The 22,252-nt window shown below is 48.5% G+C and carries 27 protein-coding genes; 20 read left to right on the top strand and 7 right to left on the bottom strand.

The features are described 5' to 3' along the window. Nucleotides 1-23: 23 nt before the first annotated feature. Nucleotides 24-929, bottom strand: a complete 906-nt coding sequence (locus HCX92_RS05170) for an AEC family transporter (protein ID WP_169293861.1) — start codon at nt 927-929, stop codon at nt 24-26. Nucleotides 930-1,069: 140 nt separating this feature from the next. On the opposite strand from HCX92_RS05170, the gene xerD reads away from it, so the two are divergent. The 3 genes from xerD to HCX92_RS05185 all read left to right on the top strand — a co-directional run bounded on the left by xerD (nt 1,070) and on the right by HCX92_RS05185 (nt 2,932). Beyond that, nucleotides 1,070-1,963 carry a site-specific tyrosine recombinase XerD gene (gene xerD, locus HCX92_RS05175; protein ID WP_169293862.1) on the top strand — a complete coding sequence of 298 codons (894 nt, stop codon included), beginning with the start codon at nt 1,070-1,072 and terminating at the stop codon, nt 1,961-1,963. A gap of 4 nt (nt 1,964-1,967) precedes the next feature. After that, on the top strand, nt 1,968-2,456 hold the full coding sequence (locus HCX92_RS05180; RefSeq protein WP_169293863.1) for an aminoacyl-tRNA deacylase: 489 nt from the start codon (nt 1,968-1,970) through the stop codon (nt 2,454-2,456). 248 nt (nt 2,457-2,704) lie between these two features. Beyond that, a complete protein-coding gene (locus tag HCX92_RS05185; RefSeq protein ID WP_169293864.1) occupies nt 2,705-2,932 on the top strand; it encodes a hypothetical protein in 228 nt (75 codons plus the stop codon). A 48-nt stretch (nt 2,933-2,980) separates the two neighbouring features. Here HCX92_RS05185 and HCX92_RS05190 read toward each other — a convergent pair whose 3' ends face one another. Beyond that, a complete protein-coding gene (locus HCX92_RS05190) occupies nt 2,981-3,256 on the bottom strand; it encodes a response regulator transcription factor (protein WP_169293865.1) in 276 nt (91 codons plus the stop codon). 177 nt (nt 3,257-3,433) lie between these two features. Between HCX92_RS05190 and HCX92_RS05195 the strand changes: the two genes are divergently transcribed. From HCX92_RS05195 to HCX92_RS05205, 3 genes are all read left to right on the top strand, one after another. Beyond that, nucleotides 3,434-3,712: a hypothetical protein gene (locus HCX92_RS05195; RefSeq protein ID WP_169293866.1), complete on the top strand. Its 279-nt coding sequence runs from the start codon at nt 3,434-3,436 to the stop codon at nt 3,710-3,712. Between the two features lie 71 nt (nt 3,713-3,783). Then, nucleotides 3,784-4,287 carry a macro domain-containing protein gene (locus tag HCX92_RS05200; RefSeq protein ID WP_169293867.1) on the top strand — a complete coding sequence of 168 codons (504 nt, stop codon included), beginning with the start codon at nt 3,784-3,786 and terminating at the stop codon, nt 4,285-4,287. A 316-nt stretch (nt 4,288-4,603) separates the two neighbouring features. Further along, the gene (locus HCX92_RS05205) at nt 4,604-5,368 is read left to right on the top strand and encodes an IclR family transcriptional regulator C-terminal domain-containing protein (protein WP_169293868.1); all 765 of its coding nucleotides are present in this window, start codon (nt 4,604-4,606) and stop codon (nt 5,366-5,368) included. Between the two features lie 116 nt (nt 5,369-5,484). Here HCX92_RS05205 and HCX92_RS05210 read toward each other — a convergent pair whose 3' ends face one another. Continuing rightward, nucleotides 5,485-6,531: a cyclase family protein gene (locus HCX92_RS05210; RefSeq protein WP_169293869.1), complete on the bottom strand. Its 1,047-nt coding sequence runs from the start codon at nt 6,529-6,531 to the stop codon at nt 5,485-5,487. Nucleotides 6,532-6,717: 186 nt separating this feature from the next. Here HCX92_RS05210 and HCX92_RS05215 point away from each other — a divergent pair, with 186 nt between their 5' ends. The 12 genes from HCX92_RS05215 (at nt 6,718) to HCX92_RS05270 (ending at nt 16,497) form a co-directional block, all read left to right on the top strand. After that, complete coding sequence (locus HCX92_RS05215; protein WP_169293870.1) at nt 6,718-6,996, top strand: muconolactone Delta-isomerase; 279 nt, start codon at nt 6,718-6,720, stop codon at nt 6,994-6,996. 36 nt (nt 6,997-7,032) lie between these two features. Beyond that, nucleotides 7,033-7,917 (top strand): MBL fold metallo-hydrolase, encoded by an 885-nt coding sequence (locus HCX92_RS05220; protein WP_169293871.1) that lies wholly within the window; start codon nt 7,033-7,035, stop codon nt 7,915-7,917. A gap of 55 nt (nt 7,918-7,972) precedes the next feature. Continuing rightward, nucleotides 7,973-9,097 carry an ABC transporter substrate-binding protein gene (locus tag HCX92_RS05225; protein WP_169293872.1) on the top strand — a complete coding sequence of 375 codons (1,125 nt, stop codon included), beginning with the start codon at nt 7,973-7,975 and terminating at the stop codon, nt 9,095-9,097. Between the two features lie 13 nt (nt 9,098-9,110). Further along, nucleotides 9,111-9,575 carry a nuclear transport factor 2 family protein gene (locus HCX92_RS05230; RefSeq protein ID WP_169293873.1) on the top strand — a complete coding sequence of 155 codons (465 nt, stop codon included), beginning with the start codon at nt 9,111-9,113 and terminating at the stop codon, nt 9,573-9,575. Between the two features lie 153 nt (nt 9,576-9,728). After that, nucleotides 9,729-10,409 carry a 3-oxoacid CoA-transferase subunit A gene (locus tag HCX92_RS05235; protein ID WP_169293874.1) on the top strand — a complete coding sequence of 227 codons (681 nt, stop codon included), beginning with the start codon at nt 9,729-9,731 and terminating at the stop codon, nt 10,407-10,409. A gap of 9 nt (nt 10,410-10,418) precedes the next feature. Continuing rightward, nucleotides 10,419-11,090: a 3-oxoacid CoA-transferase subunit B gene (locus HCX92_RS05240; protein WP_169293875.1), complete on the top strand. Its 672-nt coding sequence runs from the start codon at nt 10,419-10,421 to the stop codon at nt 11,088-11,090. A 39-nt stretch (nt 11,091-11,129) separates the two neighbouring features. Next, on the top strand, nt 11,130-12,254 hold the full coding sequence (locus tag HCX92_RS05245; protein WP_169293876.1) for an ABC transporter substrate-binding protein: 1,125 nt from the start codon (nt 11,130-11,132) through the stop codon (nt 12,252-12,254). Nucleotides 12,255-12,386: 132 nt separating this feature from the next. Further along, on the top strand, nt 12,387-13,256 hold the full coding sequence (locus HCX92_RS05250; protein WP_169293877.1) for a branched-chain amino acid ABC transporter permease: 870 nt from the start codon (nt 12,387-12,389) through the stop codon (nt 13,254-13,256). Then, nucleotides 13,253-14,128 (top strand): branched-chain amino acid ABC transporter permease, encoded by an 876-nt coding sequence (locus tag HCX92_RS05255; RefSeq protein WP_169293878.1) that lies wholly within the window; start codon nt 13,253-13,255, stop codon nt 14,126-14,128. The genes HCX92_RS05250 and HCX92_RS05255 overlap by 4 nt, the downstream gene beginning before the upstream one ends. A 2-nt stretch (nt 14,129-14,130) precedes the next feature. Continuing rightward, on the top strand, nt 14,131-14,886 hold the full coding sequence (locus HCX92_RS05260) for an ABC transporter ATP-binding protein (RefSeq protein WP_169293879.1): 756 nt from the start codon (nt 14,131-14,133) through the stop codon (nt 14,884-14,886). After that, the gene (locus tag HCX92_RS05265) at nt 14,876-15,628 is read left to right on the top strand and encodes an ABC transporter ATP-binding protein (RefSeq protein WP_371808392.1); all 753 of its coding nucleotides are present in this window, start codon (nt 14,876-14,878) and stop codon (nt 15,626-15,628) included. Before HCX92_RS05260 ends, HCX92_RS05265 begins: the two co-directional genes overlap by 11 nt. 8 nt (nt 15,629-15,636) lie before the next feature. After that, nucleotides 15,637-16,497 carry an alpha/beta fold hydrolase gene (locus tag HCX92_RS05270; protein WP_169293880.1) on the top strand — a complete coding sequence of 287 codons (861 nt, stop codon included), beginning with the start codon at nt 15,637-15,639 and terminating at the stop codon, nt 16,495-16,497. Nucleotides 16,498-16,590: 93 nt separating this feature from the next. On the opposite strand, the gene HCX92_RS05275 is transcribed toward HCX92_RS05270, so the two are convergent. The 3 genes from HCX92_RS05275 to galE all read right to left on the bottom strand — a co-directional run bounded on the left by HCX92_RS05275 (nt 16,591) and on the right by galE (nt 19,730). Beyond that, complete coding sequence (locus HCX92_RS05275) at nt 16,591-17,403, bottom strand: alpha/beta fold hydrolase (RefSeq protein WP_169293881.1); 813 nt, start codon at nt 17,401-17,403, stop codon at nt 16,591-16,593. 101 nt (nt 17,404-17,504) lie between these two features. After that, nucleotides 17,505-18,443 (bottom strand): tripartite tricarboxylate transporter substrate binding protein, encoded by a 939-nt coding sequence (locus tag HCX92_RS05280; RefSeq protein WP_169293882.1) that lies wholly within the window; start codon nt 18,441-18,443, stop codon nt 17,505-17,507. A 252-nt stretch (nt 18,444-18,695) separates the two neighbouring features. Beyond that, the gene (gene galE, locus HCX92_RS05285; RefSeq protein WP_169293883.1) at nt 18,696-19,730 is read right to left on the bottom strand and encodes a UDP-glucose 4-epimerase GalE; all 1,035 of its coding nucleotides are present in this window, start codon (nt 19,728-19,730) and stop codon (nt 18,696-18,698) included. A gap of 327 nt (nt 19,731-20,057) precedes the next feature. Between galE and HCX92_RS05290 the strand changes: the two genes are divergently transcribed. Together HCX92_RS05290 and HCX92_RS05295 are read left to right on the top strand one after the other, a co-directional pair. Continuing rightward, nucleotides 20,058-20,534 (top strand): restriction endonuclease, encoded by a 477-nt coding sequence (locus HCX92_RS05290; protein ID WP_169293884.1) that lies wholly within the window; start codon nt 20,058-20,060, stop codon nt 20,532-20,534. A gap of 45 nt (nt 20,535-20,579) precedes the next feature. Beyond that, nucleotides 20,580-21,338, top strand: coding sequence for a YdcF family protein (locus tag HCX92_RS05295; protein ID WP_169293885.1), 759 nt, complete (start codon nt 20,580-20,582; stop codon nt 21,336-21,338). Here the strand turns inward: HCX92_RS05295 and HCX92_RS05300 are convergent. Further along, the gene (locus HCX92_RS05300) at nt 21,315-22,244 is read right to left on the bottom strand and encodes a LysR family transcriptional regulator (RefSeq protein WP_169293886.1); all 930 of its coding nucleotides are present in this window, start codon (nt 22,242-22,244) and stop codon (nt 21,315-21,317) included. The genes HCX92_RS05295 and HCX92_RS05300 overlap by 24 nt on opposite strands. Nucleotides 22,245-22,252: the final 8 nt, after the last annotated feature.

Below are 22,252 nucleotides of genomic sequence, written 5' to 3' on the forward strand. Positions count from 1 at the left end.
TTCCATTCAGGAAGTGTCTGGCCTTAAGTGAACAGTTGCTGGGTCACATAAACCCAGAATGGAATGGTCAGGACGCTCAGAATGGTGCCTGCTGAAATGGTAAAGGCCACCAGGCGGCCGTCACCCCCCATGCGGATTGCCAGAATATAGGCTGCGGAAGCGGTGGGAAGGGCGGCAAACAGTACAAACATTTGGGTATCAATAAAGCTAAAGCCCAGCGTCATCGCAATTATCATGGCAAATACGGGCATCAGGCCCAGACGGATGGCCAGGATCCAGCCCACCAGCCTGCCGTCACGGCTGCCACCCTGCAACGAAAGGCTGGCACCGACGCAAAGCAGTCCCAGCGGAATGGAGCTGTGACTTAGCTTGAGCAGTGTGGTGTCCAGGATAGTGGGCAGGGAAGAACCGCTAAAACTCAATAAAAGACCGGCAAAAGTGGCCAATACCAGTGGATTTTTAAGGATTTCCATGAACAGGTTGCTGCCCTGGTGACTGGCCAGGGATTTGACCGCCAGTAGATTAACAAAGGGAATGGCAAATCCCACAATCACGGCCATGCTGGCCAAACCTTCCTGGCCGGCCAGTGAGGGTGCTAAAGATAATCCGATATAGGTGTTGAAGCGGTAAGCACATTGCCCCACCGATGCCAGGGCAATGGGACGGGGATTTAAAATCGGCTTGGCCAGCCACACGCATAAACTGGCTATCATGGCCAGGGCCGTGGTCGCCAGCAGGAAATTACCGGTGGTAGCCAGTGACATGGGCGTACTGGCAATAGAGCGAACCAGCAAGGCAGGGAAGAGAATGAAATAAACCAGTTTTTCAAGCCCTGAAAAAAACTCTTTGGAAAAGTGTAGTTTGTTATACAGTATCCAGCCTAAAATAACGATCAGACAATCAGGTAAAACAAGAAAGGCAATCTGCATACACGGCACTTTAATGAAAAACAGGTTAAGGGTTTTGTGCCAACAGGCGCAACCGCCTATCATAGAACACAATGGGGGGGTGCGTCTTTTGTATTGCAAACAGGTGTATTCAATAAACCCAAAGGCTGTATGAATAAAACATGAAACAAACAGACATAGATGCATTCATCGATTCAATCTGGCTTGAGGATGGGCTGTCGGACAATACCCTGGCGGCTTACCGGCAGGACCTGAACGGATTTGCGGATTTTCTGGGTAAGCAGGGTCCCGCCAAATCATTAATCGATGCCGGTAGCAATGATATTCAGGACTGGTTTGGCAGCAAACATGACAGCAGCAAGGCAAGTACGGCCAATCGGCGTCTGGCCTCGCTTAAACGGTATTTTGCCTGGGCCCTTGATGCGGGCTTGATACAAAAAGACCCATGCCTGGAACTGCAATCTGCCAAACAGCCCCCGCGTACCCCCAAAACCCTGACGGAGAGTCAGGTGATGGAATTGCTGGAATCCCCCGATATTGAAACCCCGGGTGGCCTGCGTGACAGGGCCATGCTGGAAACGCTTTATGCGACCGGGTTGAGGGTGACAGAGCTGGTTACGCTTAAAGTACTGCATTTAAGCCTGAATGAGGGCATCGTGCGGGTGGAAATGGGTAAGGGAGGCAAAGACCGTCTGGTGCCGCTGGGCGCGGAAGCCGTGCATTGGTTGGAGGCCTACCTGAAAAACAGCCGCAGCCTGTTATTGGGTAATCGGCCATCCGATGACCTGTTTGTAACCCGACGGGGTAGTGCCATGAGCCGTCAGGCGTTTTGGCAATTGATCAAAAAATATGCCCTGCTGGCGGATATCAATGCCCCGCTGTCCCCCCATGTATTACGTCATGCCTTTGCCACGCACCTGTTGAATCATGGGGCCGACTTGCGGGTGGTGCAGCTGTTGCTGGGGCATTCCGATATTTCCACCACCCAAATTTACACGCATGTAGCCCGAGAACGGCTTAAAGCCCTGCATGCACAACATCATCCAAGAGCTTGATCATATGGCTAAAGCAAAACACGTATCTGAAACCCCCGCAACCCAATTCCTGAAAAAAAACGGGATTCCCCATGTTGGTCATGCCTATGAGTATGTGGATCATGGTGGTACGGCAGAATCGGCCAGGCAGCTGAAGGTGCCAGAGCATGCCGTTATTAAAACCCTTATCATGGAAGATGAACAGGCAAAACCACATGTCGTGCTGATGCACGGAGACCTTGAAGTTTCGTTAAAAAACCTGGCACGACAAATCGGCACCAAAAAAATGCAACCCTGTCGGCCTGAGGTCGCTTCCCGGCATTCGGGATATCAGGTGGGTGGCACGTCACCTTTTGGTACGCGCAAGCAAATGCCGATATGGGTGGAAGCCAGTATTCTTGAGTTGCCCCTGATTTATATCAATGGGGGAAGAAGAGGGTATTTGGTGGAGATTGAACCGCGGGTACTGGTTGATATTTTGGGGGCGGTTGCGGTGAACGTGGGCAATGAATGAAGTGTTTCAAAATGATTGATTATGCACCTTATGGCTTGAAATACAGCCTGATTAGCCTTTAAAAAACCTGAAGTTGCCAATAAATAATACGGATGATGCGTTAAAACCAATCAGGAAAATAATAAATTCGTGGTTTTATAAGCAAAAAATATATTGATAATTCAATTGTTTATAAGGGTTTGCTTGCAATATTCTAGGGTTTACCCTATAATGCATACATGTTCCATAATATGAAAAAGGAGTTTGTAATGCGAAATTACAGTAATCAAATCGTCTTGTCAGATGAAGTAAAACGTGAATTGATGAAACAGGAAGCCCGTGAGGTGAAATTGGAAAGTATTGTTGCCCCTTTTGTCGCGGTGGCTGTTTCTGTTTACTCAGCCGTTCGTTTTTTTGTTGAAATGTTTGAAGACACCAAAGAAAATATTGCCGAAGTTGAAGAAAGCAGCCAGCATGTTGGAGGTTACTGGCTGTAAGGCGAAGCAGTTGCGGTATCAGGGTAACGGGTCTTGGATAATGATCGTTTACCTGTTTGTTGAACGGTAGATTGAGATTGCCTCAATCCTGTTTTTGGCATTCAGTAATTTGAAAATGGCTGATGCCTGGTTCTTGATGGTTTGAACCGCCAGATTTTTTTGTATTGCTATTTCCTGATTGGAATAGCCTTGGGCAATCATCGCCAGCAACTCAAGCTGAGGCGGCGAAAGCTCGCGTAATAAACCGGTTACCACCGGCGTTTTTCTCTCGCCCAGTCCAGACAGCACTGCCAACACATGACGTGCGTTTGACAAATCACTCAAATAATTCAAACAGATAGAAAAAAAATACTAAATGCCGGCTTGTCACTCGACACTTAAAGTGATGATGCCAGTACCGGACAATTGCGGCAAATTCGGGGCAATGATGTTTCCAGGCTGGAAGAATCTGCCATGCGGCCGTACCGGAAAAATATCCAGATGGTTTTTCAGGACCCGTATGTGAGCCTCAATCCGCGCCTGTCTGTGGTTGAACAGATCAGCCATCGCGTTGCCGTGCTGAATGCCGTGCCGGTTGCCGATCCTGAAAAACGGAGCAGGAAAAAACTGTTCATCAATAAAGGTGAAAAAAAATCACCCATCAAGCCCGTGGGTTACCAGCCTGAAACGCAGGAACACAGGGATTTTGGCAATGGACATATATGGTTTCGGGGGCGACTTAAGGTTTTGGTCAGCCTATCAACAAAAACATTGAATTTGATCATGGATAAATACGCTTGAATGGATATACTGATAGTGAAGGGTTGATCAAGGCATCATCCCCATAACCTGAAATATAAAAGGAACTATCTATGATCCGTGAAGTTGAAGGTGACATCCTGTTAAGCAAGGCACAGTTAATCGCTCATGGCATCGCGCCACAGGAGCATTTTGATACCGGTCTAGCTCGCAGCCTGCGTGAGCGCTGGCCATCACTGGTTCGCGACTACCGCCAGTCGACGCATGTGCACCCGCTCAAACCAGGAGAAATATGGGCATGGGGAGGTGTTAATGAAGATGGCAGCGTTCGTCGTATTGTCAATCTGTTGACACAGGACATGCTGGGAGAAGGTCCTGCAGCGCGTCCAGGCAAGGCAAATACGGAAAACGTAAGCCGTGCCCTGAAAGAATTGGCGCGTTTTGTAGAGTCCGAAGGAATTGAAAGCCTGGCAATCCCACGTCTGGCCACTGGTGTGGGTGGTTTGGAGTGGTCTGACGTTAAGCCTCTGGTGGAAAAACACCTGGCTGACCTGAAGATCCCGGTGATTGTGTACGAAACCTATCGTCAGGGTGAAGCGGCGCAAGAAGGCCTGTAAAGTTCAGTGCTGGTGAAAGAGGGGTGGGTTACCACCCCTTTTTTATATTGACATTGCTGCGATATTTTTTATAATACGAACAAATGTTTGTTATTCGGACAAAATGGCCGGGCAATTAGTATTGTGGTCTTAATGCTGTAAAAACACTACCCGTGGTGGTTATATTGTGCAGGAGGGTATCATTTTTGATACAAGTGGTTGCAAATTTCCTATAATTCACGCTTGCGTTATTTTTCTGTAGTGTGCTTCAAAAAATTGTCTCTGTGCAAATAATCGGGACAGCACTTTATATAATTTTTCAGGATTGGTATTTCAAATGAGTGAGCCGGACTTTGTTAATTCACTGGCACGGGGATTAAACGTACTGGGCTGTTTCGAAAAGGGTCACCAGAAAATGACCCTGACCCAGGTTGCAGCCAGAACAGACCTTACCCGGGGTACGGCACGAAGGTTTTTGCTTACATTGTGCACGTTGGGTTTTGTGGCTACGGATGGCAAGCTTTTCTGGCTCACACCAAAGGTACTTAAATTCAGCAGTGACTACCTGTCAACCTTTGGTCTGGGGGAAGCCGCTAATGCTATTATCCAGAAAGTCACCGATACGCTCAATGAGTCCTCTTCCATGGCCGTACTGGATGGCGATGAGATTGTCTATGTTGCCCGGGTTGAAAAACAAAGTGTTTATTCCAACAGCATTGAAGTGGGGACTCGTTTGCCGGTTCATACCACCTCAATGGGATTGGTGTTATTGGCGGGGTTAAGTGAAGATGAGTTTGAGCGCTGGCTTGAAAAATGCCACTTGACCAAATTCACCAAAAACTCCATCACCGATAAACGCAAGCTGAAGCGCCTGATTACCCAGATTCGTGAAGACGGCTATGCCATTAATGATGGCGGGCTGGAAATTGGTGTGCGCTCCATTTCTGTACCAATTCTGGACAGGGAGCAGAAAGTGATTGCCGCCATTAATGTGGCTACCCTGGCTGCCAGAACGTCACTGGAGCAAATGGAAAACCAGTTTCTTCCAGTGTTAAGAGATGCCGCCAGGAAAATCAGCATGGTGCTGGGGGTTGGTAATTAAAGTATGTAAAGTATGGCGTAGTGCACGCAGACCCGTCCAGGTGAATAGTCTGACAATGAGCAGTTCACCTGGACGGGAGTCAATCAATAAAAAATATCATTACCTGTCTGCGCTGGTTAAACCGTGGCAATGGGTGTAACGGGTGAGCCGACTGCGCCGGGCAATCGTAAAGGGGGCGCGGTTAGCATAAAACGTGAACGCTTGTTTTCCCGCAGCCATTTGGCCAGATCGCTTAGATACCATAGCTCTGCCAAAGGCATGCCCAGCTTGAAAATGCAATGATGATGCAATGGCAGCAGGGCGCAGCACCGGTCGGTTAAAGAGCCCCCCGGGTATTCAACCCCATAATTGTCTGCGGCAATCGCGGCAATGCCAGAATCACTGATCCATTGAAGCAGTTTTTCGTCCTGGCCATTCAGGGTCGTGCAGATATTATGTACGGTATGCGGATCAGGGTTTTTACCGGCTTCCAGCAGGTATTGGGCAAATTCCGTGTGCAGCACAAGAATATCGCCTTGCTCTACGACTACCTTGTCTTTTTCCATGACACGCATTAAATCATCGTAGCCAATGATTTTGGGTTCACGACCATAATGGGCCGCCAAATCGACCATAACGCCCCGGCCCTGAATGCCTTTGACGGCAAAGTTGGCAATGTCCAGCGCCTTGGCTGAAGAGTGTTTCAGGCCGGTATCATTTTGGGCAAAGTTGTTTCTTTCATCGTAATCGGCAGGTCCCTGGATATCCTGGTTGGGCTTGAAGCCGTTGTAATAAACCCGTTCGGCGTGACCGTCACCGTCGGCATCAAAAAGGGCACCGACATGGCTCAGACTGTCCCACTGTGAAGAGTATTGCAGGCAAAGGGTGACTTTGTCGTCGCTAAGCACGTCGTGGGCACCTGGAATCAGCATTGCCATGGGGAAGTTGAAGTAGGGATGGCCTTCGCGCTCGGTGGGCTGAAGTTGTGGCGGAGTACGGCGGGGGTTAAGTATATTGCCACCCGGGTAATCCAGCGGAAGGGAAAGGCAAAAGGTTTTGCCGGTTTTTATTTCGGCTGCCGCTTTCAGGACGACTTCTTCAGTGAGTAAATTTAATCTGCCCAGTTGGTCATCGGGCCCGTAATCGCCCCAATTGGATCCTTCCGGTCTGTTTTTCCAGCGCATTGTTGTCTCCTTTGATGACAGGTTTCATTTTTGTGAGTGGGTGTTAAACAGCATTTTAGGTTGTCTGCCCTTTTTCAGGTATTAGGGGAAAAAGATAATTGACAAAATAAGTTGCTTATCTATAATACAAACAAATGTTTGCATAGTGAACAAAATTAAATATTAAATTGATAGGAGATATAAATAATGTTGTATTGCGTAATGATGGATGTAAACGTACCGGCTGATATGGATCCGGCTGAATTGGCCAAACTGCGTGAAGCAGAAAAAAACCGTGCCATTGAAATGCAGAAATCCGGCAAGTTCGTGCATTTGTGGCGGGTAGCGGGGCGTCCTGCCAATATTTCCATTTTTGACTGTGAAAGCAATGATGAGTTGCATGACTTGCTGTCATCCTTGCCCATGTTCCCTTATTTTTCCATCAAGGTTGTGCCTTTGGCCAAACACCCCAGCTCAATCAAATAAAAATAATTAACACCCATCCACCGTCAAGGAAAGACAATGCAAGTTAAACAAATTGGCGATATTCGGGTAACCCGAATCCAGGAATATTCCGCCCCTTCACATGATCCCAAGTTTTTGCTGCCGGAAATGGATCAGCAGGCCCTGGAAGAAAATGAAAGCTGGATGGCCCCCAATCACTGGATTCCGCACATGAACAAGCTGATTGTGACCATCCAGTTATGGGTGGTGCACGCGGGTTCAAATATTATCGTGGTGGATACGGGCGTGGGCAACTTCAAGAATCGCCAGGATATTCCGCGCATGCACATGCTGAATAACCTGATTCTGGAGTGGCTGGAAGCGGCCGGTGCCCCCCCTGAAAAAGTAACGCATGTTGTGCTGACCCATTTGCACTCTGATCATGTGGGCTGGAACACGCGTTGGGTGGATAACCGCTGGACGCCAACTTTCCCGAATGCCAAATATTACATTCCTGAACAGGACTTCAGGTTCTGTGAACAAGGCAAGAACAAGGAAGAGAAAATAGACGTGTTCGGTGAGTCGTTTAACGATAGCGTCATGCCAATTGTGAATGAAGGCCTGTCTGTGATGATTCGCCCGGGGATGGAAATTGCGGATTGCCTGCAGGTGGAAGATGCTGCCGGACACAGTCCCGGTCAAGTGGCCTTCCGGATTCGCTCACAGGGTGAAGAGGCGGTTTTCAGTGGCGATATTTTCCATAGCCCCATGCAGATCGTGAAGCCGGAAATTAATTCAGGTTATTGCATTTACCCGGACGTGGCCCGTAATACCCGCTATGAGTTTTTAAACAAGGCGGCCGATACGGGCTCATTGATACTGCCCGTGCATTTTGGTGATCCTTATTGTGGCTACATCAGAAGAAATGGACAGGGTTTCAGTTTTGAACCCTCACCATTCTAACTCCATAAAAAACACCTAATTAAATTCACTCAAAAAAGAGTGAGAGGAGACAAAAATGGCAATAAGCAGGCGTGATCTTTTAAAAGCCGGGGCAGCCTTGGCCGTGGTACCTTCATTCAATGTTTTTGCGCAGGGCAAAGAAGCCTATCGGCTGGGAACGCTCTTTCCCATGTCAGGTTCGGTGGCAGAGTTGGGGGCTGTCTTTATGAATGGCGTGATGCTGGCGCTGGAGCATATCAAGCAGGATAACAAACTGTCACGCCCCATCGAACTGAAAGCCCAGGACAGTCTGGCAACCCCTCAGGGTGGTGCCGTGGGTATGTCGCGTCTGGTTAACGTGGACCATGCCCAATATGTGCTGCTGGGCGTGACCGGCGTCTCCAAGGCGGCGGCCCCTATTGGCGTTCGCCAGAAAGTGATCATGATGAATGGCGGAGGTGTCAGTCCCGAGCTGGGTGAGTTGTCTCCTTATTTCTGGAATATTATTCCTTTGGCCGACCAGGAAATTCCACCGGCCATTCAATGGCTGAAAACCCAGGGTAAAAAGAAAGTGGCCCTGGTTTATATTGATGATCCATTGGGGGCGGCGGTATTGAAGCAATTGAAAGCCGAACTGCCCAAAATTGATGGAGAGTTGGTGGACGCCTATAGCGTGCCACCTGGCATGGAGCAGTTTGCCGCGATTGCGGCAAAAATCCGCAATACCGATGCCGAGGCCATTTATTTTGCCAGTTACGGTTCGCAGCAACTGCAAATCGTCAAACAGCTCAGGGATGCCGGTCTGAAACAGTTGTTAATGACTTATTCAATTGGCAGCCTGCCTTCGGTGGCAAAACTGCCCGAAGCGGAAGGTCTGATTTTTACGACACAGCGTAATGACCTGACTTTAAGCGATAGCCTGACATCGCGGTTTATTAATGGCTGGCGTGAAAAGCATCAATCCGACCCTACCAGTTATGCCCAGAACTACTACAACGGGACCCTGCTTTTTGCCTATCTGTTAGAGCATCTTGAGAAGAAAGGTGAGCCGGTGAATGGCGATACCCTGCTGGCAGCTTTGCGTGAAATACGCAGCTTCAATTTTGCCGGTGGTGATATTGAGTTCAGTGATAACGCAACATCAATCATGCCGATCCAGATTAATCAGGTGGTATCGGGTGTGGCCAAAGTAATTGGATAAGCAGGGGGGAAAAATGACATCATCGTTGGAACAACGTTTGCAGAAAGTGGAAGATGAGCTGGAAATTATCAGGTTAAGGGCGCGGTATTGCCATTTGCTGGATGATATGCAGTGGGATGATTTTGTGGATCTGTTTACAGAAGACGGGGTCTTTGAAGGGCTGTCGAAAGTTTCCGGGCATCAGGAAATTATGCGGTTTTTTTCGCAGGATGTACCTAAAGTGGCCGAGCAGTTCTGGCATTTTTGTACCAATGGCACGGTCCAGGTTGATGGGGATACGGCCACGGGTCGTATCTCTATGGAATACATTTCCATTTCCAATGGCGTTTCTTACACGTCGGCGGGTCATTACGATGATGTGATGGTCAGGGAAAACGGGGTCTGGAAATTCAAGTCCAGGAAAATCACCTTCTATTTTTATAGTCCGGTTAATGAGGGCTTTACCGGATCGGCGCCACGCTCTTCCAAATTTGAGTAACGATGCCTTAATGGTTTGTACTGCATATTAGTACAAACCATATTACAAGCATTTTATTTTTTTCTTTATAATTTGGACAAATGTCTGGCATACAAACATTTTTAATGGCTGCCAGTGCAACCTGTCCTTGAAAATCAAATGATCAGGTAATTTATGATTTCAAAGTTTGTTAATTCAGTAGCGCAAGCGCTGGAAGGGGTACAGGATGGTTCAACCATCCTGCTGGGCGGGTTTGGTGCGGTGGGACAAGCGGTTCATCTGATTGAGGGTTTGATTGAGCAGGGAGCCAAAGACCTGACGATTGTGGCGAACAATGCCGGTTATGGCAAGATTGGTTTGGCCCGTTTGCTGGAAGCGGGTCGGGTGCGTCGCTTGATTTGCAGTTTTCCAAGGATTGCCGGTTCTACCATTTTTGAAAATCTGTATAAGGCAGGGAAAATTGAACTGGAGCTGGTGCCACAGGGGACGCTGGCAGAGCGCATGCGGGCTGCCGGTGCGGGCATTCCCGCTTTTTATACGCCAACGGGTGTGAATACACTGTTAAGCAATAATAAAGAAGTCCGTGAATATCATGGTCGCAAGTATGTGCTGGAAGAGGCCTTGCAGGGTGATGTCGCGCTGATTGAAGCCTGGCAGGCGGATCGCTGGGGCAATCTTACCTATAAGCAGTCGGGCAGAAACTTCAATCCAGTATGTGCCATGGCCGCCAAATTAACCATTGCCCAAACCCAGCATACCGCAGAACTGGGAGAGCTTGATCCCGAAGCCATTGTTACCCCTGGCGTCTTTGTGGATCGCGTACTGCATCTTCCATACGGATCACCCCAGCTCTAGGAGAAAAAAATGACAACATTAACAGAGAAAGCATTAGATGAAAACGTGAAGCCATGGAGCCGTCATGAAATGGCTGCGCGTCTGGCACGGGATATCAGTGATGGATGGTTTGTGAATCTGGGGATTGGCATTCCGACACTGGTGGCCAATTATGTAGGCGATGACAAAGAAGTGATTTTTCACTCGGAAAACGGGGTGATCGGTATAGGCCCGGCACCGGGTGAAGATGACATTGAGCCCTGGCTGATTAATGCCGGCAAGCAATATATCACCCTGAAACAAGGGGGTTCTTATGTACATCATGCTGACAGTTTTGCCATGATTCGTGGCGGTCACCTGGACTTATGCGTGCTGGGCGCTTATGACGTGAGCAAAACCGGTGATATTGCCAACTGGGCCTTGTCAGAAACAGATACCGCACCTGCCGTGGGCGGGGCAATGGATTTGGCGGTGGGTGCCAAAAGACTGTGGGTCTTAATGGAGCATACCACCAAAGACGGTAAACCCCGCTTGATGAATCAATGTGCTTATCCATTGACGGCTAGCGGGGCGGTATCACGGGTATATACCAATCTGGCTGTCCTGGATATTTCTGAAACAGGTTTCCGGGTGGTGGATATGGCACCGGGTGTAAGCAGGGAGTATTTGCAGGAAAGGACGGAAGCAGAACTTTCTTTTTAAAAAAAGCTGGAAAAAGTAATTCATATAACGGAGACATCAATGTACAAACACAGGAAAATTACTTCATTCATATCAGGCCTGGCCTTATTGGGTGCGGTTTCAATGAGCGCCAGTGCCCAGTCAGGGCCTTATGTGGTGGGAACCCTGTTCCCCATGTCCGGTCCGAATGCCGAGGCGGGCAGCATTTATACCAATGCCGTGCAACTGGCTTTTGATCATATCAGGGAAGATAAATTGCTTAAGGGCAATGTTGAAATCAAAAGTGCGGACAGTTTGGGTACGCCACAGGGTGGGGCGATTGGCATGAGCCGCCTGACCAGTGTAGACAAGGCTGTTTATACTCTTGTTGGCTTTACCGGTGTCTCCAAGGCGGCGGCACCGATTGGCCAGCGGGCCAAGGCCATGATGATCAACGGTGGGGCGGTGGGACCCGATCTGGCTTCATTGTCTCCCTATTTCTGGAATATTATTCCTTTGGCCAACCAGGAAGTGAAATTCCTGATTCCTTGGCTGAGTGAAAACAATATCAAGAAAATATCGGTCATTTATGTTGATGACGCCCTGGGACAGGGTATTTTGCAAGAGCTGAAAAAAGGATTGCCTGAAACGGGGGGCACGGTTACCTCTGCATACAGCGTTCCACCTGATCTGCAGCAGTTCTCTTCCATTATTGCCAAACTGCGCAGTGACAAGCCGGATGCCATCTATATTGCCAGCCCCAATATTTCCCAGATTGGTCACATCATCAAACAGGTACGTGATGGAGGCATCAAGCAGCAGCTGTTAACCTATGGGGCTGCCAATTTTCCATCCATTTCAAAACTGCCCGAAAGTGAAGGCCTGATTTTTACCAGTCAGGGTGCTGACTGGAAATCGGATCAACCCATCATGAAGCGCTTTGTAGAGAGCTGGCGTGAGAAATTCAAAACTGAACCAACTACCTATGGTCTTAATTATTACAACGGTGGATTGTTGTTTGGTTATCTGGCCAAAGGTCTGGAAGAGGCCGGTAAACCGGTCACGGGCGATACCCTGGTAGAGGAGCTGAAGCGGGTTGGCAAATTTGATCTGGCGGGTGGTGAGGCAACTTTCCATGACGGTACCGTAACCGCTGCCATGCAGATTAATAAAATCACTAACGGCGTGACAGAAAAAATCAAGTAATTGGCTTTGCCTGATTGCAACAGGATAAGGGCTGGTCTGGTGCTGTTATTGCCTACCAGCCTCTATCCGATTTTGTGGGTGTCTGGTTTTTGTATCACTGTTTCTAATGGTTCCTTTCAAAAGGGATAAATAATGCTTTTTCTTCAACTTCTGGCTTCAGGTATACAGACGGGCATTTTATATGCGCTGACTGCTGCCGGTTTTGCATTGATTTTTGGTGCAACCAAAATATTTCACGTGGCGCATGGCGCGACTTTTGTGATAGCCGGATATGCTTTTTATGAGTGTATCCAGCTGGGCATGTGGTGGCCTTTGGCAACCCTGGTTTCCTTTGTCATGGCGATACTGGCTGGCATCTTGATGGCCGTTTTTATTTATCGTCCCATCCAGCGCAGTGAGGGATCGTTTTTTACCGTGTTTGTGGCCGCCTTTGGGGTGAGTATTGCCGTACAAAGTCTGATCCAGTATTTTTTTGGTCGTGGTTCGGTCACGGTCAGTTCGTCACTGACCATGGCCAGTGAGGTGATTGAAGGCCTGTATCTGGCCCCCATACTGGCAGTGGCGATTGGCGTTTCAATTGTGCTGTTCGGCCTGGTCGTACTTTTTCTGGAAAAGAAAAATGCCGGACTGGGCCTGCGTGCCCTGTCTGAAAACCCGGGCCTGCTGGAAGCCTTTGGTTTGAATGCGAAGAATCTGACCGTGTTGGCTTTCGTGATTGGATCGGCCCTGGTGGTGCCTGCTGCCATCTTAACCAGTATTTCCATTGGCATTCAGCCCTCATCCGGCTCCAAGGTAATGCTGATCAGTCTTGCCGCCACGATTGTAGGGGGTATTGGCAGCCTGAAAGGGGCTGCGCTGGCGGGTTTGTTTCTGGGAATTATTGAAAATCTCGTCATTACCGTCGTGGATACGCAATGGAGTGAGGCAGTCAGCTTCTTTATCCTGTTCGCCTTTATTATGTTCCGTCCGAGTGGCCTGTTTGGAGCGTCAGTCAAACGATGATTAACTATATTCTTAACCTGTTAACACTGGCCACCATTTACAGTATTGCGGCGGCCAGCCTGAATGTGCTGGTTGGCTATGCGGGTATTTTCAGTATTGCCCATGCCATTTTCTTTGGCCTGGGAGCGTATGCCGGTGCCCAGTTTGCCTTGCTGATTGTGCCTGATGTTTTGTTAGCCAGCCTGATTGGTGCCGTAGTGTCCGGTGCCTTTTCACTTTTGCTTGCCTTGCCGGCATTGCGGGTGCGGGGTGAGTATTTTGTGGCCGCCGGTCTTGGTTTGCAAATGGTGGGCATTACCATTTTCAGTGAAGCCCATTCCCTGACGGGCGGGCATGGTGGCCTGGTGGGTATTCCACCGGCAACCCTGTTTGGCTTTGATGTCTCTTCGCCGGGGGCTTTTCTGGCAGTGTGTCTGGTTGCCTTGCTGCTCTCACTGGCTGTGATCCAGGTCCTCATGCGAAGCAGCTTTGGTCGTGCCCTGATGTCGATTCGTGACAATGAAAGCGCGGCAGAAAGTTTTGGCAAGAACGTTCCCTTGCTGAAGACCCTGGCGATGGTTGTCGGGTGTGCCATTGTGGGGGTGGCAGGTACGCTGTTTGCGTTCAATCTGGCTTTTATTAACGTTGAAAGCTTCACGCTTGAACAGTCTATCCTGATGCTGGCGATGGTGGTTATCGGGGGGGTTGGCACGCTTTCCGGCCCCTTGATTGGTGCTGTCTTTTTGCTGATATTGCCTGCCATTCTGACCTTCATTCCCTTTATTCCTCCTACGGAAATCGGTACGGTTCAGCAGTTTATTTATGGTTCACTCATGGCTGTGCTGATGATTTTCAAACCATCAGGCATTGCCGGTAAAACAGGAGGGAAATAAAAATGTCGAATGTATTGCTTTCTGTTCGTGGACTGAGCAAGAATTTTGGTGGTTTGGCTGCCGTGCAATCGGTAGACATGGACCTTCAGGAAGGGGTGGTAACGGCGCTGGCTGGCCCCAACGGTGCCGGTAAAACCACTATTTTCAACTTGATGACGGGTAACCTGGTGGCCAGTGCCGGTGACGTGCTGTTGCACGGAAAATCAATTATTGGCCAGAAGCCGCATCGTATTGCACAGATGGGCATCGCCCGAAGTTTTCAGGATTTGCGCCTGTTTACCCATATGAGCGTGCGCGATAATGTGCTGGTGGCCGTTGAGCCGGAATCATGGTTTTGGCAGCCGGGTGGCAAAGCGGCCTGGCATCAACGTCTTGAGACGGTTGAGAAGGCGCTTGAAAGGACCGGTTTGTCTGCCATGGCTGACAAGCGGGCGGTGGATTTGTCATATGCCGAAACCAAGTTCCTGTCTTTGGCGCGTATTCTGGCAACCGGTTCAAAAATCTGGTTGTTGGACGAACCCGCATCGGGTCTGGATCTTAACTCACGTAACCGGTTTATCAATATTCTGCGTGAAGCAACCGCAGATGGCGTCACGATTTGCCTGATTGAACATAATCTGGATGTGATGACCCAGCTTGCCGACCGTATTGCCTTTCTGGATCAGGGAAAAAAACTGGCAGAAGATGTTCCTGAGAAGGTATTGCGCGATCCAGAGTTAATTGCCATTTATTTTGGGAAGAGTCAGAGTGGAAACTAAAAACAATGGGGCAGCCACTGCTGCCGAGCAAGCAGTATCTGCGCTTGAGGCCAAAAATCTGTCGGCGGGCTATGATGACCATAATGTGTTTGAAAACATGAATCTTGAGCTGAGAAAGAATGAGATTTTATGTTTGATTGGCCATAACGGTGCCGGTAAGTCGACCTTGCTGAAAGTCCTGTTCGGACTGCAGCCTTATTCGGCGGGTGAGGTGTTGCTGAATGGTCAACATATTGTGCCTTCACCCAGTGATATGGCGGGGCATGGCATTTCTTATGTACCTGAAGGCAGGGGGGTGTTTCCCGGATTAACCGTCAAGGAAAATTTTGCGCTTGCATTATGGTCTGCCAAAATGACCGGGCAGGTGGCCGACGAGCGTGTTGAGGAAGTCTTGTCGGTTTTACCCAAACTGAAGGATTTCTGGACGCGCAAGGCAGGTCAGTTATCGGGTGGTCAGCAGCAGATGGTTTCCATTGGTCGGGCCATGTTATGCAAGCCTTCCATCCTTTTGCTGGATGAACCGTCTATTGGTTTGGCACCTAAACTGTTCCAGGATCTGCTGGAGCCGATCAGGGCCGTGCAGAAACAAAGAGGGATGTCTATTCTGCTGGTGGAGCAGCAGGTGGGCGAAGCGCTGAATGTGTCGGATCGAGTGGTGGTCATGAAATCGGGTGAAATCATCTACAGGGGTGTACCTGCCGATTTTGAGGGCGATCATGCAAAATTGATGGAAATGTTCTAAGGACTGATATGGCTTGGATGGAAGTGAATGATTGTGCTATCAGGTATGAATTCAGGCAAGGAAAAGGGCCTGTCTATGTATTGATGCATGAAATGGGTGGGACACTGGAAAGCTGGACGCAAACGCTGTCTTATTTCCCGGCATCGGCACAGGTATTGCGATATGACCAGCGTGGGTTTGGCCTGTCTGAAAAGATAGTTGATGAGGTCAGCATTGATCAGCATATTCAGGATCTGGCCATGCTGCTGGATAAGTTGGGTATAGCGCAACCAGTGGTGCTTGCAGGGGTAGCGGTAGGCGCGGGTATTGCGATCGGCTTTGCCGCGCGTTATCCCGAGCGGGTCAGCCACTTGGTGGCGTTTGCTCCGGCTTGTGGTATTGCCGCAGAAAAACGTGACAATGCGGTACTCAAAGCTAGCGAGATTGCCCAGAAAGGCATTCGTGCTGAAGGCCAGGCGATTTTTGATCTTGCTTTTCCTGAAAGCCTGCAAACAGACAAACAGAAATATCATGATTATCGTTGTGCCTGGCTGGCATCCGATTCAAGAAGTTTGGGGGCGATTTATAAAATGCTGGCGGGTCTGGATTTATCCGAAGCACTGGCTAAATTATCCGGCAACGTGGTGTTTATCGGGGGCGAGTTCGACGCGTTGCGTCCACCCGCCGAAATCAGAAGGCTGTCTGGCCTTTGTCCTGCTGCGCAAGCCCTGATTATTCCTTCAGGGCATTTCATGCAGGTGATCAGTCCGAAATACGTGGCCAATATGTTGTTGCGTATCGTGAATGATCAGGAAAGTGTCCAGCAACTTTCCGATGCGTTTTTAAATCATGAAGAAAACCGGGTGGGTGAAGTGCGGCATGCCGCTTGAAAGCGAGCTCCCTTCAGTTAAGCCGCAGGGGAAATAAAAGCCTATTGGCAAACGGTTTGAATGTGCTTGAGAGCCGTTTGCCAAAGTAAGCGCTTAATGTCTTGTGTCTGTCTGCAATGATAACGCCCAGTTTGTCATGGCTTCGCATACCGCCTCAGGCTGTTCTGGGACCAAGGCGTGGCCGGCATTGGGAATGACCGTTACCGTGACACGTTCACCCAGTTCACTTTTCAGATAGCTGGTGTATTGCCGTGGAACGACCGTGTCCAGCTCTGCCTGCAAATCCAGTACCGGCGCATTTCCTGCCTTGAAAAATGCATCAATGGGGGTAGCATGCCAGGCTTCCCACTGCATTTTTTTGGTTTCAGGATGCCAGCCTTGTAGCCAGGAACGGCAGTCGTTGCCAGGGGCAAAGAAGGCTTTGTTCAGGTGCGTGATTCTTTCTGCATCGCTGAGCGCCAGATTGCCACTTTGGCTGACGGATACCAGGATGTCGGGAGGAATGGAGGGATCACCTGAGGGTGTTTTGCCTGGAGAGCCGGCCACTAGCGCAACGCCACGCACTTGTTCTGGAAACAGGGTTGCTGTCATGCGGGCAATGAAATTGCCAAGCGCGTGTCCTGCAATAATACAGGGTGAAATATTTTCGGCTTTAATCACTGCAGCCACATCGGTGGCCAGATCTTTCAGGGTAATACCGGTCATGGGACCAAGGCTGGCGCCGATGCCTCTTGGATGTGGCCTTATTACCTTAAACCCCTTTTGTTCCATGAGCAGGGCTAATTCATCAAAATCATCTTGTCCTCTTCCCAGTGAAGGTAAAAATAGAATTGGCGTGCCGGAGCCCTGAACCAGATACTCAACAGAAACATGATCGTAGCTGGTTTTTTTTATGGTAGGAGACATTGCTTTTTTCCAGTTCCTGATAATGACATAACCCACATAAACAAAAAGACTGCTTATGTGGGATTTACTTATTGTTTATATTTGATCAAGTCGGGAGGACTTTATTGTGGTTCTATACCGGCTTCTTTGATCATGCCTCCCCAGACATCCAGTTGACCGGTAACGAATTGGCCGAAGTCTTGTGATGTGGATCCAAATGCATCAAACCCCATATCTGAAAGTTTTTTGTAGACTTCAGGATTGGCAATGATTTTATTGATTTCCGTATTAAGACGTTCAACGATGGCGGGATCCATATTGGCAGGTCCAAAAAAGCCCATCCATGCGCTTAGGTCAAAGTTATTGATACCTGCAGCTTCCATGGACTCCAGTTCTGGTGCAATGGCACTGGGTTTGGCGCTGGCTACCGCCATGGCCTTGATTTTGCCTGATTGAATGTAGGGCAGGCTGGAGGACAGGTCATTGAACATGACGTCAACTCGTCCGCCCATTAAATCGGTCAAGGCATTGGGTGAGCCTTTGTAAGGAACATGCAGCATATCAATACCAGCTCTTTTGGCAAAGGTCGCACCCGCCAGAATACCGGTGGCATTTCCGCTGGCATAGGTTACCTTACCCGGATTTTTTTTGGCCATGCTAACGAGATCTTGTACTTTGCTGGCTTGCACATTGTTATTGGCAATCAGGACAAAAGGGAGGTTGCCAATTCTTCCGATAGGTGTGAAGTCTTTGATGGGATCATAGCCAACATTTTTTAACAACCAGGGAGCTGCCGAAATTGGCGTATTGGTTGTTAGAAAAATGGTATGGCCGTCTGGCTTGGCATTGACCACATATTTGGCACCGATGGTCGCATTGCCTCCCGGTTTGTTTTCGACGACGACACTTTGTCCTAAGGCGTTACTAAGCTCTGAAGCAAAAATCCGTCCGATAGAGTCAGATGTGGTGCCGGCTGGAAAAGCAATGACCAGACTGATAGGTTTTTGCGGGTATTTTGAGGTACTGGCCTGGATGGCACTGAGGGGGCAAGGCTGAGGCAACTGGCAAGGCCCAGCAGGGCAAGCATTTTCTTGGAAAAAAACATTGAGAGTCTCCGTATTTTATATAATAAAAGTTCGCATGATGAACATATGTTCTTTTGATGAACTTGTGGTTATTATAAAGAAATATGAAGTCGTGTCAATGCTTGAAAATGTAAAACGCCCTGTCTGCCAGAAGGAGTCTGGCAGACAGGGCGCGGGTGATTGTTGTGTTGGTCTGTGTTATTGGATTGGCTGCGAGCAAGCAGAGTATCAATACCCTTCAGGATTCCTGCTTTGCCAGTTCCAGCCATCCCGGCACATATCATCTATGCTGCGAGTGGTTTTCCAGCCAAGCAGGGTTTCTGCCAACTCCGGATTGGCCCAGGCAGAGGCAATGTCTCCCTCCCTTCTGGCCTGAATAATATAGGGCACTTTAATATTGTTGACCCGTTCAAAAGCGCTCACCATTTGCAGGACACTGGTGCCGGTGCCGGTACCCAGGTTAATGGCTGTAAAGCCTCTATGGGCGCTTTCATTAACGTAATTCACGGCTTTTACATGCCCCAGTGCCAGGTCACTCACGTGCAGGTAGTCACGGACACCGGTGCCATCGACCGTATCGTAATCGTCGCCAAAAACATTCAGCTTTTCTAAGCGGCCAACGGCAACCTGGGTAATGAAGGGGAAAAGGTTGTTGGGAATATCTCGTGGGTTTTCACCGATCAGGCCACTTTCATGGGCGCCAATCGGGTTGAAATAGCGTAATGCAATGGCCGAAAATTCCTGATGGGCCACGCAGGTGTCTTTTAATATTTGTTCTACCTGAACCTTGGTCCAGCCGTAAGGGTTGGTGGCGCCAATTCGATGGGATTCGGTATAGGGCAGGAATTCGGGTTCGCCGTAAACAGTGGCGGATGAGCTGAAGACGATGCGGTTTACACCAGCGGCCAGCATGGCCTGTAGCAGGGTAACGGTACCGGCGACATTGTTTTCGTAATACTCAAGCGGGCGTTTGACTGAATCGCCCACGGCTTTCAGGGCCGCAAAATGAATGACCCCCTGGATGGGTGTATTCTGGGCGGCATGTTCTGCAAAAATATCATCCAGCAGTTTACGGTCGCGGATGTCTCCATTGATGACTTTAATGCCTGTCCCGGTAATGGTTTTTAAACGATCAAAAACTTTGTGGTTGCTATTGGAAAAGTTATCCAGTACAACAGGGGTATAACCTGCCTGCAGCATTTCTATAAGCGTGTGGGAGCCGATATAGCCGGCTCCACCGGTGACGAGGTAATGAAGACTCATGCTGTTGAAAACCTTGTGGGATTGACTTGCCGTGATTGTACTATTGTGTTTTATAAAGGTAGTACATCTTGGTTTAATTATTATTAAAAACAAGAAATTGAAAAAAAATGCAAATAACAGGTTGACCTCTTCAGACAGGTTTGTTGTTTACTTATGTGCTTATGTTTTTTACATATTGTTTCTTTTTGGTAATTTTAAGATACTTTAGGTATTATAATGCTGGAAAAACAGAAATTTTTACTGCGAATTTTAAAAAACGAGGGGAATTAAATGGTTTGCGCCACAGCGCCCCAGTATCATAAATATATCTGCTAACTGAGGCTTGAGATGGATACTTACATTTTTCTATTACTAGTCCCGGTCGTTGTATATCTTGTCTGGAAGTGGAATAAACCTTCCGCTTCATATATTAACCTGAACAATCAACGTGTACCCTTGTCTGAAGTAAAAAGTTTTTCGGAAGAAAAAATTGCGGCATTAGTTACCGAGATTTTTCAAGCCAAAGGATATCAGGTTAAAAATGCAAGCGGTGAATTGCAAAGTATTGCAGATTTTCTGATTGAAAAAGAAGGGAACCGTGGTTTTGTTTCTACCCGTCACTGGGGGGCGGCCAAGGTGGGTGTTAGCCAGATTTCGCAGGAAGTGATTGGCATGAACCAGCAAAAAAGTCATCACAGCTACATCTTTACAACGGGGAAGTTTGAGAAAGAAGCGGGTGAAATGGCAAAATACAACCGTAACCTGTTTTTAATTGATGGGCAGCAGCTGAATGTAATGATCGCCAATGCGAAACAGAATATTTAATATGCAGTTTGTACCATTTTTGTGTGCTTAAACCAATCGCCAGTCATGAGCCTGCTTACCAGCAAAATTATTTCTTCTGCCCTGTTAATTCCTTTTAACTTTATTATTCTGTTTTTGATTAGCTGGCTTTTGCTGGGTGGCCGGTTTAAAAAATGGGGGCGGGCATTATTGCTGTTTTGTATTGTGGCCTTCACCGTAGCAAGTATGCCTATTGTGGCCAATGCGCTGGTAAAGTTCTTGTATGACGAACCTGTTTTGTCCTTGGATCAGGCCAGGCAGGCCCAGGCCATTGTTGTTCTGGGGGGTGGGGTTAACCACGATCAGCCAGAGTTTGGTGGCAGTTCCGCCGCATCTTCCACGCTGGAACGTATTCGCTATGCCGCTTACTTGCACCGGGAAACCGGCCTGCCTATTCAGGTTAGCGGGGGCGGGTGGCCGGGGGAAGAACCGGTTGCCCAGGTAATGCAAAGAGAGCTGGAAACCCTGTTTCATACACCGGTTAGATGGGTGTTGCCTGAACCGGCCACGACGGCTGAAGAAGCCCGATATTCAAGGGATTCACTGACCCGGGAAGGGATCAATACTATTTTGCTGGTGACCAATACCGTGCATATGAAACGCGCCAAAATAACGTTTGAACGGGCCGGTTTCAATGTGATTGCAGCCCCTACCGTCAGGCCCGATTATCCGCCTAATTTTCTTAAATATATTCCCCGGGCTGACGCCTTGCGTATTTCCGGTAGCGTACTGCATGAATGGATCGGGATGGCTTGGTATTGGCTACAAAGTCGTGTGGTTCCATGAATCCACCAAGGCTATAATGCGCTCCTGTAAGAAGTTCATTAACTGGTGTGTTGCGGTTGTTGTGAATTTATTGGGAATGGTCAGGAAATACATGGCATTGCCTACTCCTTCGGGCATGTAGTCCTCAAGCACTTCCACCAGTTTTCCTTGTTTCAGTTCCTGGTGAACCGCGTAACGGGGCAAAAGCGTAATTCCCACTCCTTTGAGGGCCGCATCCAGTAAAAAAGTATAGCTGCCCGATTGAAGACTGCAAGACACGCGCTGTCGAATCAGGCTTCGTTCATGGACCAGTTTCAGAAAAAAATTCTTGCCCATGGCAGCCGGCATGACCAATTTATGGTGCAGTAAGTCTGAAGGTAGCAGAACAGGATTTCCTTTTAAGTAGTCAGGGGATGCCGACAAACACCACTGAACATCACATATTTTTCTGGCGACATATTCATTATTGGGGTTTGAGGTAATCTTGATAGCGAAGTCCACCTCAGACTCAATCAGGTCATCCAGCCGGTCATTGATAAGAATTTTCAAGTCTATTTCAGGATACTCTCGAATAAAGTCAATAAAGATGTCTGATAAATACAAATGACCAAACCCGGTTGGAATACGAACGCGGATATAGCCTTTCATGCTTTTTGAAAGATGATGGATGTCCGAACTGACCGACGCTATTTCTTCCAGGATTTTCTGGCTTTTGTCATATAGCAACTCACCTTGCTGGGTCAGTTCAATACTTCGGGTGTTTCTTCTGAAAAGCTGGGTTTCAAGCGTTTTTTCCAGTTTTTTCAGCCGCATGGAAACATTGGATCGTGTCATGCCCGTTCGGCGGGCGGCCTCTGCCAAAGATTTTGCTTCCACAATTTCAACAAACAGCTTCAGAAGGTTTAGATCCAGATTATTGTCAATCATAATTGAAC

The sequence above is a fragment of the Advenella sp. EE-W14 genome (assembly GCF_012923605.1).
Lineage (GTDB): Bacteria > Pseudomonadota > Gammaproteobacteria > Burkholderiales > Burkholderiaceae_B > Advenella > Advenella alkanexedens.

Coding starts and splice junctions, on each gene's coding strand:
- HCX92_RS05170 (WP_169293861.1), bottom strand. CDS start 929: ATGCAGATTGCCTTTCTTGTTTTACCTGATTGTCTGATCGTTATTTTA.
- xerD (WP_169293862.1), top strand. CDS start 1,070: ATGAAACAAACAGACATAGATGCATTCATCGATTCAATCTGGCTTGAG.
- HCX92_RS05180 (WP_169293863.1), top strand. CDS start 1,968: ATGGCTAAAGCAAAACACGTATCTGAAACCCCCGCAACCCAATTCCTG.
- HCX92_RS05185 (WP_169293864.1), top strand. CDS start 2,705: ATGCGAAATTACAGTAATCAAATCGTCTTGTCAGATGAAGTAAAACGT.
- HCX92_RS05200 (WP_169293867.1), top strand. CDS start 3,784: ATGATCCGTGAAGTTGAAGGTGACATCCTGTTAAGCAAGGCACAGTTA.
- HCX92_RS05205 (WP_169293868.1), top strand. CDS start 4,604: ATGAGTGAGCCGGACTTTGTTAATTCACTGGCACGGGGATTAAACGTA.
- HCX92_RS05210 (WP_169293869.1), bottom strand. CDS start 6,531: ATGCGCTGGAAAAACAGACCGGAAGGATCCAATTGGGGCGATTACGGG.
- HCX92_RS05215 (WP_169293870.1), top strand. CDS start 6,718: ATGTTGTATTGCGTAATGATGGATGTAAACGTACCGGCTGATATGGAT.
- HCX92_RS05220 (WP_169293871.1), top strand. CDS start 7,033: ATGCAAGTTAAACAAATTGGCGATATTCGGGTAACCCGAATCCAGGAA.
- HCX92_RS05225 (WP_169293872.1), top strand. CDS start 7,973: ATGGCAATAAGCAGGCGTGATCTTTTAAAAGCCGGGGCAGCCTTGGCC.
- HCX92_RS05230 (WP_169293873.1), top strand. CDS start 9,111: ATGACATCATCGTTGGAACAACGTTTGCAGAAAGTGGAAGATGAGCTG.
- HCX92_RS05235 (WP_169293874.1), top strand. CDS start 9,729: ATGATTTCAAAGTTTGTTAATTCAGTAGCGCAAGCGCTGGAAGGGGTA.
- HCX92_RS05240 (WP_169293875.1), top strand. CDS start 10,419: ATGACAACATTAACAGAGAAAGCATTAGATGAAAACGTGAAGCCATGG.
- HCX92_RS05245 (WP_169293876.1), top strand. CDS start 11,130: ATGTACAAACACAGGAAAATTACTTCATTCATATCAGGCCTGGCCTTA.
- HCX92_RS05250 (WP_169293877.1), top strand. CDS start 12,387: ATGCTTTTTCTTCAACTTCTGGCTTCAGGTATACAGACGGGCATTTTA.
- HCX92_RS05255 (WP_169293878.1), top strand. CDS start 13,253: ATGATTAACTATATTCTTAACCTGTTAACACTGGCCACCATTTACAGT.
- HCX92_RS05260 (WP_169293879.1), top strand. CDS start 14,131: ATGTCGAATGTATTGCTTTCTGTTCGTGGACTGAGCAAGAATTTTGGT.
- HCX92_RS05270 (WP_169293880.1), top strand. CDS start 15,637: ATGGCTTGGATGGAAGTGAATGATTGTGCTATCAGGTATGAATTCAGG.
- HCX92_RS05275 (WP_169293881.1), bottom strand. CDS start 17,403: ATGTCTCCTACCATAAAAAAAACCAGCTACGATCATGTTTCTGTTGAG.
- galE (WP_169293883.1), bottom strand. CDS start 19,730: ATGAGTCTTCATTACCTCGTCACCGGTGGAGCCGGCTATATCGGCTCC.
- HCX92_RS05290 (WP_169293884.1), top strand. CDS start 20,058: ATGGATACTTACATTTTTCTATTACTAGTCCCGGTCGTTGTATATCTT.
- HCX92_RS05295 (WP_169293885.1), top strand. CDS start 20,580: ATGAGCCTGCTTACCAGCAAAATTATTTCTTCTGCCCTGTTAATTCCT.
- HCX92_RS05300 (WP_169293886.1), bottom strand. CDS start 22,244: ATGATTGACAATAATCTGGATCTAAACCTTCTGAAGCTGTTTGTTGAA.